General features: G+C 64.3%; 15 protein-coding genes and 1 tRNA gene. 8 read left to right on the forward strand and 8 right to left on the reverse strand.

The window, feature by feature from the left end; genetic code table 11:
* Positions 1-132: 132 nt before the first annotated feature.
* The gene (locus Harman_RS02835; protein ID WP_137682302.1) at positions 133-1,764 is read left to right on the forward strand and encodes a GMC family oxidoreductase; all 1,632 of its coding nucleotides are present in this window, start codon (positions 133-135) and stop codon (positions 1,762-1,764) included.
* On the opposite strand, the gene Harman_RS02840 is transcribed toward Harman_RS02835, so the two are convergent.
* The 3 genes from Harman_RS02840 to Harman_RS02850 form a co-directional block, all read right to left on the reverse strand.
* On the reverse strand, positions 1,761-2,339 hold the full coding sequence (locus Harman_RS02840) for a metal-dependent hydrolase (protein WP_137682303.1): 579 nt from the start codon (positions 2,337-2,339) through the stop codon (positions 1,761-1,763). The genes Harman_RS02835 and Harman_RS02840 overlap by 4 nt on opposite strands.
* Before the next feature lie 85 nt (positions 2,340-2,424).
* Positions 2,425-2,877, reverse strand: coding sequence for a transporter (locus Harman_RS02845; RefSeq protein WP_137682304.1), 453 nt, complete (start codon positions 2,875-2,877; stop codon positions 2,425-2,427).
* 58 nt (positions 2,878-2,935) lie between these two features.
* Entirely contained in the window at positions 2,936-3,634 is a 699-nt protein-coding gene (locus Harman_RS02850; RefSeq protein ID WP_137682305.1) for a chemotaxis protein CheC, read from the reverse strand.
* 257 nt (positions 3,635-3,891) lie between these two features.
* On the opposite strand from Harman_RS02850, the gene hisC reads away from it, so the two are divergent.
* From hisC to Harman_RS02870, 4 genes are read left to right on the forward strand one after another with little or no spacing between them, the layout of a single operon-like run.
* A complete protein-coding gene (gene hisC / locus Harman_RS02855) occupies positions 3,892-4,974 on the forward strand; it encodes a histidinol-phosphate transaminase (RefSeq protein ID WP_137682306.1) in 1,083 nt (360 codons plus the stop codon).
* The gene (locus Harman_RS02860; RefSeq protein ID WP_137682307.1) at positions 4,971-5,477 is read left to right on the forward strand and encodes an adenylate kinase family protein; all 507 of its coding nucleotides are present in this window, start codon (positions 4,971-4,973) and stop codon (positions 5,475-5,477) included. The genes hisC and Harman_RS02860 overlap by 4 nt, the downstream gene beginning before the upstream one ends.
* On the forward strand, positions 5,474-6,082 hold the full coding sequence (locus tag Harman_RS02865; protein ID WP_137682308.1) for a CDP-alcohol phosphatidyltransferase family protein: 609 nt from the start codon (positions 5,474-5,476) through the stop codon (positions 6,080-6,082). The genes Harman_RS02860 and Harman_RS02865 overlap by 4 nt, the downstream gene beginning before the upstream one ends.
* Before the next feature lie 41 nt (positions 6,083-6,123).
* On the forward strand, positions 6,124-6,654 hold the full coding sequence (locus tag Harman_RS02870) for a multiprotein bridging factor aMBF1 (protein WP_137682309.1): 531 nt from the start codon (positions 6,124-6,126) through the stop codon (positions 6,652-6,654).
* Between the two features lies 1 nt (position 6,655).
* Here the strand turns inward: Harman_RS02870 and Harman_RS02875 are convergent, their stop codons facing one another.
* A complete protein-coding gene (locus tag Harman_RS02875) occupies positions 6,656-7,216 on the reverse strand; it encodes a response regulator (protein ID WP_137682310.1) in 561 nt (186 codons plus the stop codon).
* A gap of 138 nt (positions 7,217-7,354) precedes the next feature.
* On the opposite strand from Harman_RS02875, the gene tpiA reads away from it, so the two are divergent.
* Positions 7,355-8,002: a triose-phosphate isomerase gene (gene tpiA, locus Harman_RS02880; RefSeq protein WP_137682311.1), complete on the forward strand. Its 648-nt coding sequence runs from the start codon at positions 7,355-7,357 to the stop codon at positions 8,000-8,002.
* Positions 8,003-8,029: 27 nt separating this feature from the next.
* Here tpiA and Harman_RS02885 read toward each other — a convergent pair whose 3' ends face one another.
* Both Harman_RS02885 and Harman_RS02890 read right to left on the reverse strand, forming a co-directional pair.
* The gene (locus Harman_RS02885; protein WP_137682312.1) at positions 8,030-9,883 is read right to left on the reverse strand and encodes a helicase HerA domain-containing protein; all 1,854 of its coding nucleotides are present in this window, start codon (positions 9,881-9,883) and stop codon (positions 8,030-8,032) included.
* A gap of 106 nt (positions 9,884-9,989) precedes the next feature.
* Complete coding sequence (locus Harman_RS02890; protein ID WP_137682313.1) at positions 9,990-10,253, reverse strand: hypothetical protein; 264 nt, start codon at positions 10,251-10,253, stop codon at positions 9,990-9,992.
* 111 nt (positions 10,254-10,364) lie between these two features.
* On the opposite strand from Harman_RS02890, the gene Harman_RS02895 reads away from it, so the two are divergent.
* Positions 10,365-10,712, forward strand: coding sequence for a hypothetical protein (locus Harman_RS02895; protein ID WP_137682314.1), 348 nt, complete (start codon positions 10,365-10,367; stop codon positions 10,710-10,712).
* A 6-nt stretch (positions 10,713-10,718) separates the two neighbouring features.
* On the opposite strand, the gene dinB is transcribed toward Harman_RS02895, so the two are convergent.
* A complete protein-coding gene (dinB, locus tag Harman_RS02900) occupies positions 10,719-12,080 on the reverse strand; it encodes a DNA polymerase IV (protein ID WP_137682315.1) in 1,362 nt (453 codons plus the stop codon).
* Between the two features lie 387 nt (positions 12,081-12,467).
* Between dinB and Harman_RS02905 the strand changes: the two genes are divergently transcribed.
* Entirely contained in the window at positions 12,468-12,782 is a 315-nt protein-coding gene (locus Harman_RS02905) for a hypothetical protein (RefSeq protein WP_137682316.1), read from the forward strand.
* Positions 12,783-13,074: 292 nt separating this feature from the next.
* Here the strand turns inward: Harman_RS02905 and Harman_RS02910 are convergent.
* Positions 13,075-13,145: transfer RNA gene (locus Harman_RS02910), tRNA-Gly, on the reverse strand.
* Positions 13,146-13,218 lie beyond the last annotated feature (73 nt).

Genomic DNA, 13,218 nt, shown 5'->3' on the forward strand with positions numbered 1-13,218 from the left:
CCGTGGCGACCCTCGCGAAACCTTCGGTTTCGCTCAGTCCCGCCACGCCGTACAGCGAACAAACTGAATCACAGTATCCACAGCACCTGAGATGCCAACGTATAAGTTTAGGCTTACCTAACTCCGGCTGAGATGGATCGGGAGCCGTCCGAGCGGGCGGACGTGTGCGTCATCGGGGCCGGACCGGCAGGAGCACTCGTCGCGAGCCAACTCGCCAGCGACGGGGAAAGCGTGGTCGTGTTAGAGGCTGGGCCGCGGTTCGACAGGTCGAAACGCGAACAGCAGATGGAGCAGGCGATTCGGCCCGGCGACCACGGTTCAGTGTGGGGCATGGGCGGCGACCGCGACGCGTTCAGCACCAGCGGCGAGCGGTACTACCCGCTGAACGTCTCCCGGGTGAAAGGCGTCGGCGGGTCGACGCTGCACTGGCAGGGGATGGTGATGCGGTTGCATCCCTCGGATTTCGACGGGAGCCACGACACCGAGGACCCAGCGTGGCCGATCAGCTACGACGACCTGCGCCCCTATTACGCCGATGCCGAGCGGGCGCTGGGGGTCGCCGGCGACGCGGACAACCCCTTCGCGCCACCGCGGGACGGCCCATATCCGTTGCCCGGCTTCCCGCCGTCGTACAGCGACTCGCTGTTCGCGGAGGTCTGCGAGGAACTGGGCATCACGATGCACTCCGTGCCCAACGCCCGGAACTCCGAGCCGTACGACGACCGGGGGCCGTGTGTCGGCTACGGAACCTGCCAGCCGGTGTGTCCCTCCGGCGCGAAATACGACGCCAGCGTCCACATCGAGGACGCCGAAGACGAGGGGGCCAGGGTCATCGACCGTGCTCCGGTCCAGCGCTTCGAGACCGACCGTGAGGGCCGTACTGAGGCGGCCGTCTACGCGACGCCGGACGGAACGGAACACCGCCAGACGGCCCGCGAGTTCGTCATCGCGGCGGGCGGCGTCGAGACGCCGCGGCTTCTCCTGCTGTCGGCGAGTGAGGACCACCCCGAGGGGTTGGCCAACGGGTCCGGGCTCGTCGGCCACTACTTCATGGATCACCTGTTTGCGGGCGCTGGCGGCACGCTCGATCAGGAAACGCGCCAGAACCACATCGGCTTTCTCACGAGCGAGTGCCACCAGTTCTACGACGACCCCGGACAAGCGGTCGAGCGCGTCGCGGACGGCGAAACAGTAGTCGACGCCACCGACGAGGCGCTGTCGCCGCTGAAACTGGAGTTTCTGAACTACGCCGGCCCGTCGCCGGTCGAACTCGCGCTCTCCGGGGAGGAGTGGGGCGATACGCTGCTGTCGAGTCTCCGAGAGAGTTACGGCAACAGCATCGCGATGGGCGGGCTGGTCGGCCAGCCGCCGCGGAAGGAAAACCGGGTGACGCTGGACACGTCGACGACGGACGACCACGGGAACCCGGTGCCGGACATCCAGTGGTCGTGGGGCGACCGGCTGGGGCGGTCGCTCGCTCGTGCGAACGAGATTCAACACGCCGTGCTGTCGGAACTGGGCGTCGACATCTCCTGGACGGTCGGTCCCAAGAACACCGGGCCGGCGTACCACCACATGGGCACGACGCGGATGGGGACCGACCCAGAGGAGAGCGTGGTCAACCCACAGCTACAGGCCCACGACGTTCCGAACCTCTCTATCGCGTCCTCGTCGGTGTTCGTCAGCGCCGGATCGATGAACCCGACGCTGACCATCGCTGCACTCGCACTGAAGTGTGCCGACCACGTTTCTGAGCGGCTTTAATCCGCGGATTCGGTGACGGCTGCCTTGCTCCGGCGAGTGACCGACTGGAGCCCGGGTGCGCCGTGAGCGAGCCACACAGCGACGGCGAGGCCGAACAGCCCGAACTGGAACAGGACGTACGGCTCGAACGAGAGCGAGGCGAACTGTTCGACGAAGGAGGTATCGGTGGCGTATGGCGGCGGAGGCTGGAGCGGCCAGACGAGAAAGCGCAGCCACTGGACCTGTGTCAGATCGCCGCCGACCAGCCCCGCTACCGCGGTCGGGCTCATGTCCGTCAGCGTATGCGCGAACGCGCCGAGCGTGAACGCCGTCGAGAGGTCCGTCCGGCGATAGCGGACGGCGAGCCGGTGCAAGACGACGGCGAGGACGAGAAGCGTGAACAGCGAATGAGCCAGCGACCGGCCCGACGGCAAGACGCCGAAAGTCCAGGCGAACGGTTTGTCGATCAGGTCCGGGAACTGCGATCCCACCGCGAGCGCGGTGAGTGTCGCCGCAGTCTGTCGACGGGTCGGTTCAAGGCGAGTGTAGACGACGTAGACGAGATAAGCGACGGCGAGGTGTCCCCACGGCCACATTGGGATTCAGTACGCCGGATAGTGATTTGTATCTGCTGATACAGGATGTGCACAGTCGAATCAGCAAATTCGGTGCGTCGGCCGTTCAGTACAGGCCGAGAATCGCGCCGGCGTTGAGCAGGAGCAGGATGGCGACGACAGAGGCACCGAGCAGGAACGGGCGCGCGTTCCGGGCCGGTTCGCGGACCTTCTGCTGGTCGAAGCCGTCGGCGAGTTTCGACGCGCCGACCTCAACGAGACCGGCAAGCAAGAACCACAGGACGACCATCGTGATAACGAGATGGCCGCGCCCGGTCCCCGTCAGTGACTCGGCGGTGTAGCGGGTCGCAGCCAGGTGCCCGCCGGTCAGCAGCAGGAGCAGCGCGCTCGTCCGGGAGACCGTCTGGAGCTTCCCGGTAATGGCCGACAGCGGCCCCGGCGAGGAGTCGCCGTTCAGCGCCGTCGGAAGGACGGCGTAGGTCATGAACAACACGGTACCAGCCCACAGCGCGGCGAATATCAGGTGGACCCCGAAAATAGCCGCGTTTACGACACTCATACACGGCGGTTGGACGCGACCCCCTTCAACGTCGTGGGTTCGCGCTCGCCGTGTGCTGTCACTCCTGTGTGTCCAGGGCGTCCAGCGCGTCCACGTCGGCGGACATGTCGAGTTCTTTGACGGCGTCGGTGTCCGCCGAGATGTGTGTCTCGCGGTCAACGTCGTAGTCCAGTTGGTCGATGAGATGGACGAACGAGCCGGGGTCGGGGATGAGGAATATGCGAAGCGAGAACGCCACGTCGCTCTCCTTGATGTCGACAAGCGAGTCGAGCACGATAGTCAGCGAGTCCCGGCGGACGTGCGAGAGGGCCTTGTCGGCGATTTCGGTCGCGTCGTCCTGGACGACCGTCGGCGTCCCCATGTTGATGGTCGCGTCCAGCGTGTTCGCGATACCGTCGATGAATCCCGACGTGAGGATATTGCACATCTCCTGGAGCGCGGACTCGTGCAGTTGTGTGAACCCGTCATCGACGCTGGAGCCGGTCATCAGCTCCGCGATCTCGGCGGCTGTCTCGGTCTCGAAGGTCATCAGAAAGACGCCGTAGGGCGGCTCTGTCAGTCGAACTCTGGCGCTGTAGATGGTCCCCCCGCCCATCTCCGTGGCGATGTCCTCCGGCTGGACGAACGAGAGGCTCTTGATTTCGACGGCGGCGTCGACGCCGGCCAGCGTCGCCAGCGAGTCGGCGACCTGCTCGGCTCCGTCCTGAATGAGTCTGGTGATGAGTGTGAGTTTCCGGATATCGATGAGAAGCGGCATTGGACACAATCATGATCTACGGTATGTTACCGTTTTCGGTCAGACCGGAACCCGATGACGGAGCGGTGGCCCACCGTAACGCTCATTACCACTGGCTGACACGGCTCCGATGGGGAGCGTGCTATTCCGTGTCTCACCCGTCATCGACGGGTTTCACACGGGAGGCCGCCAGCGGATTTCTATGCGAGACTAACTGGAGAGCCGCGGCCACGCCCGATGTGAGCACGCTTAAGCCGCCCCGTCCGTTTTGCACAGCCATGGAACCACGGGACCTCTCCGCTCACACTGTCTACCGGGCAGGTCGCGGTATCGAGGAGGTCGCCCGGGAACTCGGTCTCGACCCGGACGACATGGTGAAGCTGGCGTCGAACGAGAACATGTACGGCCCGAGTCCGAAAGCCGTCGAAGCGATCCGCGGCGCGGCCGAGCGGATGCACTCCTATCCGAAGGCCTCCCACGCCGACCTCGTTGACGAATTGGCTGACAAGTGGGACGTAACGCCGGAACAGGTGTGGCTGAGCAACGGCGGCGACGGCGCACTTGACTGTCTGGCCCGAGCGATGCTTGACCCCGGACAGGACGTACTCGTCCCGTCGCCGGGCTTCGCGTACTACGCGATGAGCGCCCGCTATCACCACGGCGAGGTCACCGAGTACACGCTCTCGAAGGCCGACGACTTCGCTCAGACCGCCGACACCGTCCTGAAAGACTACGACGGCGAGCGCATCGTCTACCTCACAAGCCCACACAACCCGACCGGCGCGGAGTTTTCGACCGACGCGGTCCGAACAATCGCCGAGGAGACCGACGAACAGACGCTGGTCGTCGTCGACGAGGCCTACGGGGAGTTCTCCGAGCAGCCGAGTAAGCGGCCGTTGCTTGACGACCGCGACGACGTAGCGCTCCTGCGGACCTTCTCTAAGGCCTACGGGCTCGCCGGCGTTCGGCTCGGCTACGCGGTCGTCCCCGAGGACTGGGCCGACGCTTACGCCCGTATCAACACGCCGTTCTCGGCCAGTGAACTCGCTTGCCGGGCCGGGCTGGCGGCGCTTGAGGACGACGACCACGTCGAGCGCTCCGTCGACACCGCCGCGTGGGCCCGCGAATACATCGCCGAGGAACTCGACGCACCGACCTGGGACAGCGCGGGGAACTTCATCCTCGCTGCGGTCGGCGACGCCTCAGCCGTCGCGGACGCCGCCCAGGAGCGGGGTATCATCATCCGCGACTGCTCCTCGTTCGGGCTGCCCGAATGCATCAGAATTACCTGCGGGACCCGCGAGGACACCGAGCGTGCCGTCTCGGTGCTGAACGAGGTCATCGAGGTGGTCGAGGCGTGAGAGTCGCCGTCACCGGCACGCCGGGCACGGGCAAGACCACGGCGACGGAGTGCCTCGACACCGACCTCGACGTGCTCCATCTCAACGATGTCATCAAAGACGAGGGGTTCTCGACGGGTATCGACGAGGACCGCGGGAGCCTCGTCGCGGACCTCGACAAATTGTCCGAGTGGCTCGATGGCCGCGACGACGTGCTGTTCGAGTCCCACCTCGCACATCACTTCGAGGCTGACCGCGTGATTGTGCTGCGAGCGCACCCTGAAACCATCGTCGAACGGCTCCGGGAGCGCGGCGACGACGATTCGAAGGCCTACGAGAACGCGGAGTCGGAAGCCCTCGATGTAATTCTCGGGGAATCCGTCGAGGAACACGGCATGGAGTCCGTCTACGAGATCGAGACGACGGACCGGGACCCCGACGAGGTGGCGAGTGAAATCAGCGCCGTCGTGGACGGCGAGCGCGAGCCGAGTGCGGGGACCGTCTCCTACATCGACTGGCTATGACGCTCGATAAATTCCGCCCGCTGGCCGACCGCGCGCTCGGGCCGTTCGTCAGCGCGGCCAAGGTCGCTGGCCTCTCGCCCAACGGCGTCAGCGTCATCGCCTTCCTGCTCGCGCTGGGGGCCGGCGGGGTGTACGCTGTCGCGACGCGTGACCCGCTGCTGTATCTCGGCGGCGCAGTGCTGGTCTTCCTGAACGGCTGGCTCGATCTCGTGGACGGCGCGCTCGCGCGGGAACTGAACGTCGCCTCCTCCGGCGGCGACCTGCTCGACCACGTACTGGACCGCTACGCCGACATCGGCATCATCGTCGGCCTCGCGGCCGGCGTGAGCCAGTGGGAACTGGGCATCGCCGCCGTCACCGGCGTCCTGATGACCTCCTATCTCGGGACCCAGGCACAAGCGGTCGGCCTCGACCGCGTCTACGGCGGCCTGCTCGGTCGCGCCGACCGGCTTGCGCTCGTAGGTATCGTGACCGGTGTGGCTGCATTCGTCCAAACCACGCTGACTGGGCTGACACTCGTGGGCTGGCTGCTCGTCGTCTTCGCCGTCGTCGGCCACGTCACCGCCGCCCAGCGGTTCTATCACGCGATGAGAGCGCTGGAGTAGTCAGCGCACCATTTATACCGCGCCCAGTCCAAGCCGTCGGTATGGTTCAGTGCGAGATGTGCGGGACGGAGGTTTCGTCTCCGAACCGCGTCAAAATCGAAGGGGCCGAACTCGACGTTTGCGACGAGTGTACCGACTTCGGCACGGAGGTCAAGACGGAGGAAACGTCCTCCACGTCGACGAAGTACTCAACGTCGTCTTCGTCTTCATCGTCGTCGAGTTCGTCCTCGACATCGAGTTCATCGGGTGGTGGCGGCTCCGGCGGCCGTCGCCGGGACATGTTCGACGAGATGGACGAGATCGCACAGGATTACCACGACCGAATCCGCAAGGGTCGAGAGTCCCAGGGTCTCAGTCAAGAGGAACTCGCCAAGCAACTCAACGAGAAGGCGAGCCTCATCCGGAAGCTCGAACAGGGCAACTCCCTGCCCAGTGACGAGGTGCAGTCGAAACTCGAAAACGCGCTCGATATCTCGCTGAGCGCCGGCGGCAGCGCCGACGAGACCGAGTGGTCCGGCGGCAGTAGCGACGGCGAGTACACACTCGGCGATGTCGTAAAGCGGAAAGACTAGATCATAGCTGCAGGTCGTCTTTCTCGACATCGAGTTCGTCCGCGAGCGACTCGACGTTCGCCGAGATGGTTTCGATATCGTCCTGCAGTTGCTGATACCGCGTGCTGTCCTGTAGCTCCTGTCCGGTTTTCTCGACGCGGAGGACGTTTCGCTTGAGCTTCTTCGAGGTTAGCTTCTGGAGGCGTTCGTTGTACTCCCGGATCTTGTACAGTCGGTCGACGACCTCCTGCAGGTCATCTCGGGTGACGGGCTTGACGAGGTAGTCGTCGACGCGCATCTCGATGATGTCGAAGTCCGGATCGACGGCGGTCACCATCGCGACGCGGCAGCGAAGGCCCTGTTCTTCGATCTGTGCGAGCACCTCGTTGCCGGAGACGACTGGCATCCGGCGGTCGAGCAGCACCACGTCGATGTCGGACGACAGCATCTCTAACCCCTCTTCACCGCTGTAGGCCGTCTGGACGTGATACTGGTCGCTGAGGTAGTCAGTGTACAGATCGGCCAGGTGTTGCTCATCCTCGACAATCAGAACGGTCGGTGTGTCGTCATCCCCTGCTGTCACGGCTTGTCTCGTTTCTTCTCTCGTCTGGACAGTAATAATTGTCTCCCCCGAGCGGCGGATCTGACCGACGGAGGCGGGTGCCCTCGTCCCAGCGGCGGCTTCGCAATCTATTTCCCGACAGCAGCCGGTGGGTTCGGTATGTTCGTCCTTGTTAATCTGAAGGCGTACCCGTGTGATCCGGTCGAGGTAGCGACAGCCGCTGCCGACGTGAGCGACGACTCCGGCGTTCGCGTCGCCGTCGCACCACAGGCCGCACAGATCGGCGCTGTTGCCGAAACCGGCGTCGAGACGTGGGCGCAGCACATCAGCGCCGTCGAACACGGCAGCCACACCGGCAGTACCCTCGCCGAAGCCGCCGCGGACGCCGGCGCTGTCGGGACGCTCCTGAACCACTCCGAGAACCGACTCAAGCTCGCGGACATCGACGGCGCGCTCGACGCCGCCGACCGCGCGGACCTCGAAACAATCGTCTGTGCGAACAACCCCGCACAGATCGGCGCGGCCGCTGCGCTCGACCCCGACGGCGTGGCCGTCGAACCGCCGGAACTCATCGGCACCGGCACGCCCGTCAGCAAGGCCGACCCGGACATCGTGACCGGCGCAGTCGACGCCGCCGCCCGCGTCAACGGCGACGTGGACGTGCTCTGTGGCGCTGGCATCTCGACGGGCGAAGACCTCGTGTCCGCGAGCGATCTCGGCGCAAGCGGTGTCCTGCTGGCAAGCGGCGTCGCGAAGGCAGATGACCCGCGTGCGGCGCTCGAAGACCTCGTCGAACCGTTGCTGTAAAATCGCCGGTATCGCGGTACTGACTTTTCAGTCGCTGTCGCCGTCTAAAAACGCCGATTCGAGTCGAGCGACAACTGACTCGACTTCGTCCTCGTCGAGTCGGCCGTCGCTCTCTTCTCGGACCAGGTCCGTCAGTCGAGCGTCGTACTTCCCGCGGCCGACGTGTTCGACCAGCCCGCGGAGCCGGAGTTCCCTGTTTCGCGCGTAGGCCGCCGTCCGGTCGCCGGAGCCGCCCGCCGAGAAATGGGCGTTCAGCGGCGTCCCGGGTCCCTGTTCGCGGTAGTACGCCAGCATCCGCCGGGTCTTTCGCTCTAGCTCCTCGATATCGGCCCGCAAGTCACCGTAAACAGCGGGACCGTCGAAGTCGTCGCTCTCGCCGGCAGGAGAGTCGGTCTCCCCGCTCGATTCCTCGGCTTCGACAGCTTCTGCGATGGCCGCTTTCAGCGCGGCGTCGTCAGCGTCAGCGGTGTCCGTCTCAGCCTGCCCGTTCACTGGGACGGCCACCGCACCGTCGTCTGCGCTCGCTCCGTTCGTTGCTACGTCGGCGTTTGCGGCGTGACCGTTCGATGTCGGTTCGCCGTCCACGGTGCTGTCGTCCGTCGCTACTTCGTCATCCGCGCTACCGCCGTTCATCGCGGCCCCGTCCGCGGCAAAGGCGCTGAATGCGTCGCCGAATCCGCCGCCGGACGTGGCGTCGGCGGTCTCGTCCGGCTCCGGGGGCTGCTCGTCGCGGGTGCTGTCGGCATCTGTCTCGCTATCTGAATCCGAGGAGTCAGCGAACCGCTCGCGCTGGCGGCGCATCTTCTCCTGTTCCGTCCGGCCTGGGTTGTAATCCTCGGCCTGGCTCAACATGGCCTCGGTGAACTGCTCGGCCATCCGCGAGAGGTCCCGGGCGTCCTGCAGTTCCGCCTCCAGTTCGGCGATGCGGGAGTTCTTCTTGTCCAGTTCCTCGCGGAGTTCCTTGATACGGTTCTCCGTCTCCTGTTGTTCCTCGCTGATGGTCTCCAGTTCGGAGACGAGGTCGTCGCTGACGGATTTGAGTTCAGGCCGCTCGAAGTCGTCGAGGCCGGGCGTCGCGCCGGCGTCGAACGTCTGCTTGCGGTGGAACTGGACCCGGCGGACCTGCTCGGCCCAGTCGTTCATCATGAACGCCTCGCCGTCGTCTAAGTCCTCGACGGCGTCAGCGTACTTGTTGTCGAGGATGCGCCCGACCACTTTCGTGTCGTTGTTCCATGTCAGGCGGTGCCAGACCAGCCAGTCGCACTGGGTGATGTAGTCCTTCTTCACGTCTGCCGGACGCTGGCTGATGCCGACGATACCCAGCCCGTGTTTCCGGCCGCGCTTCCCGATTTTGATGAGCATCTTCCCGACCTCGCCCATCGACCCCTTTTCGGGCATCCACTCGTGGCACTCCTCGACGAGCATCAGGAACGGCTGTTTCTGCTTTTTGGCCTTGGCGAACAGTTGCTTGGCGACCTCGGTCAGCAGCGTCTCGGCCTCCTCCTCGTCGAGGAACGAGGAGATGTCCAGAATGATAGGGACGTTCTGTTCCAGCGCCAGCGAGGCGATTTTGCCGGCGTGGTCCTCTGTGACCTGGATGTCACACTCGTCGTCGCCGCCGACGTGAAGAATTTCGTACTCCTCTTTCAGGCCGTAGTACTCGCCGTCGATGTCGACGATGAGCAGGCCAAAGCCGTTGTCAAGCAGTTTCTCGGCGACGACACTCGCCGTGTTCGATTTCCCGGATCCGCTCTTGCCGGTGATGAACCCCCGGCCGGTCAGCAGTTCCACCACCGGGAGATTGACAGTCTCGCCCGGCTCCCCGGTCCCACCCGGTCCCGCACTCGTTGTCGCGACAGTTATCTGTTCGGTCTCTGCCATGCGTTTCTGTCAAGATGGAGACGCTCACGCCCCATAACTCTCCGTCAGACGACCATCAACTGTGAAACAGGTTCGGAATGGGTTCCCCGTGCTACCAGTTCCGAAGTCAGACTAACTTAGGCACCTGGAGAAAGAGGATGACAACAGTACCCACGACCACCGCCCAGAAGGCCAGGTCACCGATATTGAACGCCGCTGTGGAGCCTGTAACCATCTCGTACAGTGACCCAATGACCATCCCAAGACCGGCGATGCCTGCCAAAACTATCGGTAAACTCGAATCCCCAGCAACGATTGCAGACACTGCACTGAGCCCGAAAACTGCACCATACGTCGCTAAACACACATAAAAAAGATAGAACCGTTTCACACCCGCACAGTAACGTTTCACTCGACAAAAACGTTCAGCCTGGCTCCGCAAGGGGTAACGGCTATTGTGGTGGCACACCATGTGACATCCGTTCGGTGGCCGGGGCTGTCCATGGACAGATACGAGACGTTCGTCGAGGACGGAACGGTGTACGTCGGGAGTGACGACGGCCCGCTGGAAGTCGCACCGCTCGACGACATCGTCGCGGCCGCCGGCGGCCCGGCCTGGACGATTACCTACTCCGAGGCTGAGAAAGAGCGCTACGCCGGTATGGATACCAGCGACGAGGGACTGGTGGTCGACGTGGTCGACATGTTACACGCGATGACTCACAGCCAGCGGTTCGTCGAGACGCTGGCAGCGCACCCGACAGAAGTTTCAGCGGATGACACCATCTCACCGCGAGCGGGCTTGTTCGTCGGGAAACTTCTGGAGAATTTGGAACACGGTGTCGCCTGAGAGCGATTAGAAATCCGCGAGCGTGGTCTGGCCGGCCGGGAGTGAAATTCGCTCATCCTCGGCGTCTGGCCCTTTGTTCGCTGCATTTGCAGCGCTCTCGCTGCTCCCGTCGGCTTCCGCAAACGTCCCGAGACCGACCTGTCCTTCATCGGTTTCACCCGCAGGTGTCTCTGCGCCGTTGGTAGCCACTGAACTGTGGGTCGCCCCGCCAGTACCTGAGTCACCGCCGAACCCGTCCAGATTGGCCTGTTCGCCGGCCGAGAAATCCAGGTTCGAAACCCGGACCCCAACCTTCCGAACCGGGTCGTCGTCGAACTCCCCGAGGAGGTCCAGCGCGACGCGCCTGACGAGGTCGGGCTCCTCGACCGGGCCGGGGAGCGAACGGGCGCGCGTGTTCACATCGAAGGGCGGCGTTACGACCTTGATGCCGATCGTCTGGTAGCGCGCGCCCTTCCGCTTGGCGCGGTCGGCGACGGCGTCGGCGAGGGTACGGACCTGCCGGCATTTGGCCTCCATGTCGGCCGTCGCGTCGGTGAAGGCAGACTCCCGCGAGAGGCTCTTGGGGTCGCCTTTCGGCGTCACCGACCGCTCGTCCTCGCCGCGGGCGTAGCGGCGTATCTCGCGGCCGCGTTCGCCGAAGCGGTCGGACAGCAACTCAGGGTCAGCGGCCGCCAGATCGCCCGCGGTCTCGATGTCGAGTGAATCGAGTTCCCTGGCGGTAACCGGGCCGACGCCGTGGACATCCTCGACGGGCAGGTCGGCGAAGAACTCCCGGACGGTTCCGGGTTCCACGACGACGAGGCCATCCGGCTTGTCCCGGTCGCTGGCTACCTTCGCGGCGCTCATCGTCGGCGCGACGCCGACGCTCGCCGCCACGCCCACCTCCGCCTCGATAGTGTCTTTCAGCTCTTGTGCCCACGACTCGACGGTCTCCCAGGCGAGGTGATCGGTGACATCCAGGTACGCCTCATCGATACTCACCTCGCGGACGACATCCGCTTCCGCGTGGAGGATGTCCCGAACATCCGCGGCGACGGACTCGTAGAAGTCCATATCTACCGGGCGGTAGTACCCGGCCTCCTCGACATCCAGATCCGGGTCCTCAACTGCCTCGACTTTGCGGGGGAGCCGTTCCAGCGCCTCGGAGATCGCCATCGCGGACTCGACGCCGTAGGCCCGCGCCTCGTAGCTCGCGGTGGCGACGGCCCCGTGGGTCGCGCCGTTCTCGTAGCCCATCCCGACGACGAGCGGCTCGCCCCTGAGTGCCGGCTCCCGCCGCTGTTCGCAGGCGGCGTAGAAACAGTCCATGTCGACGTGCGCGACGATCTGTTCGGGGCCGCTGGTCCCAGGGAGCCGCGCGGCGTCCATACCCGAAGCTACGCGTACTGGTAGAAAACCCCTCCGGCCTCGCTGGGACTGTCACGTCAGTACCGACCCAGTATGTCAAAAATACGGCGAAAACGGGAGCAGGGAAGGTGGTGGGGTGGGGGTGTCAAATGCTCCGTGCGCCGTTGGTTTCGAAACGATACGTAGTCGGTGGAGTGGCCATGCTCCACCGACGAGTTGTCGTCCGCCGATGCCAATCCCGGATGGTACGACGGTCGTTCCCGCCGGGAGCGTCGGAAGCTCCATGTTAACAAAAGACATGGTTGTACTTCAATGTTGCCCGAGGTTACAACTGAGTCACATTTTGACCTGCGCTGGGCTGATCTGTGCTCGAAACGCTTTCAGTTCTCTTTCCATGACTGCCAGATGATGACGGAACTGACGGACTCACTCCCGGACAGACCGCTCTCGACGAGCGAGATCTCGGCCCTCGAAGCCCAGCACGACGACTACGGGTTCGCCCCGGTTGGGTTCTTCCCCGACCTCGACGTGGTGGCCGCATTCGTCGTCATCATCAACGGCGACCGAGGTTACAGCCTCGGCTACGACCGCGACGGCGACGGCTGGGTCGTCGTCGAGTCCTTCGAGGACGGTGAGGACTTCGCCGGCGTCACCGACCGCCTACAGGAGTGGATGGGCGACGACTGGGAGGAATTCGAGCAGGCCGCCGTCGAACCGGAGTAACGGGGTCGGCTGGCGGTTAGCCTGTCTGAGAACGAACGCAGCGACGTTCAAGCGCCGGACAGCGCAGCGGCTAATTTTTTGTGGGCTGTAGAATGCGGCGGCTAGGATTTGAACCGGGCCATGAGCTATCACTGGTTTCAACCGGTTTATGCCGTACTGCCTGTAATTGATGGGTAGAAGGTTGTATGCGGCGGCCGGGATTTGAACCCGATGGCGAGACTCGTTTCACTCGTCTCGCGTGATTCAAATCCCTCTGTACAGCATCCGCTCGTCACGTCCGTTCCTCGCAGGATGCGGCGACCGGGATTTGAACCCGGGCCATGAGCTTGGAAGGCTCAGGTCCTACCACTAGACCACCGCCGCTCGTTCACACCGTTCACTCGCGGCGAGGTTCGCAAATCCGTCGGATTTGCTCACCACCGCCGCTCACTCGCTT

Origin of the sequence: Haloarcula mannanilytica (assembly GCF_005406125.1) — an archaeon.
In the GTDB taxonomy this organism is placed as follows: domain Archaea; phylum Halobacteriota; class Halobacteria; order Halobacteriales; family Haloarculaceae; genus Haloarcula; species Haloarcula mannanilytica.

What these genes read in the sequence shown, in the direction of transcription:
- hisC (WP_137682306.1), top strand. Translation starts at nt 3,892, where the DNA reads ATGGAACCACGGGACCTCTCCGCTCACACTGTCTACCGGGCAGGTCGC.
- Harman_RS02885 (WP_137682312.1), bottom strand. Translation starts at nt 9,883, where the DNA reads ATGGCAGAGACCGAACAGATAACTGTCGCGACAACGAGTGCGGGACCG.
- Harman_RS02840 (WP_137682303.1), bottom strand. Translation starts at nt 2,339, where the DNA reads ATGTGGCCGTGGGGACACCTCGCCGTCGCTTATCTCGTCTACGTCGTC.
- tpiA (WP_137682311.1), top strand. Translation starts at nt 7,355, where the DNA reads ATGTTCGTCCTTGTTAATCTGAAGGCGTACCCGTGTGATCCGGTCGAG.
- Harman_RS02845 (WP_137682304.1), bottom strand. Translation starts at nt 2,877, where the DNA reads ATGAGTGTCGTAAACGCGGCTATTTTCGGGGTCCACCTGATATTCGCC.
- Harman_RS02870 (WP_137682309.1), top strand. Translation starts at nt 6,124, where the DNA reads ATGGTTCAGTGCGAGATGTGCGGGACGGAGGTTTCGTCTCCGAACCGC.
- Harman_RS02835 (WP_137682302.1), top strand. Translation starts at nt 133, where the DNA reads ATGGATCGGGAGCCGTCCGAGCGGGCGGACGTGTGCGTCATCGGGGCC.
- dinB (WP_137682315.1), bottom strand. Translation starts at nt 12,080, where the DNA reads ATGGACGCCGCGCGGCTCCCTGGGACCAGCGGCCCCGAACAGATCGTC.
- Harman_RS02850 (WP_137682305.1), bottom strand. Translation starts at nt 3,634, where the DNA reads ATGCCGCTTCTCATCGATATCCGGAAACTCACACTCATCACCAGACTC.
- Harman_RS02895 (WP_137682314.1), top strand. Translation starts at nt 10,365, where the DNA reads ATGGACAGATACGAGACGTTCGTCGAGGACGGAACGGTGTACGTCGGG.
- Harman_RS02865 (WP_137682308.1), top strand. Translation starts at nt 5,474, where the DNA reads ATGACGCTCGATAAATTCCGCCCGCTGGCCGACCGCGCGCTCGGGCCG.
- Harman_RS02905 (WP_137682316.1), top strand. Translation starts at nt 12,468, where the DNA reads ATGACGGAACTGACGGACTCACTCCCGGACAGACCGCTCTCGACGAGC.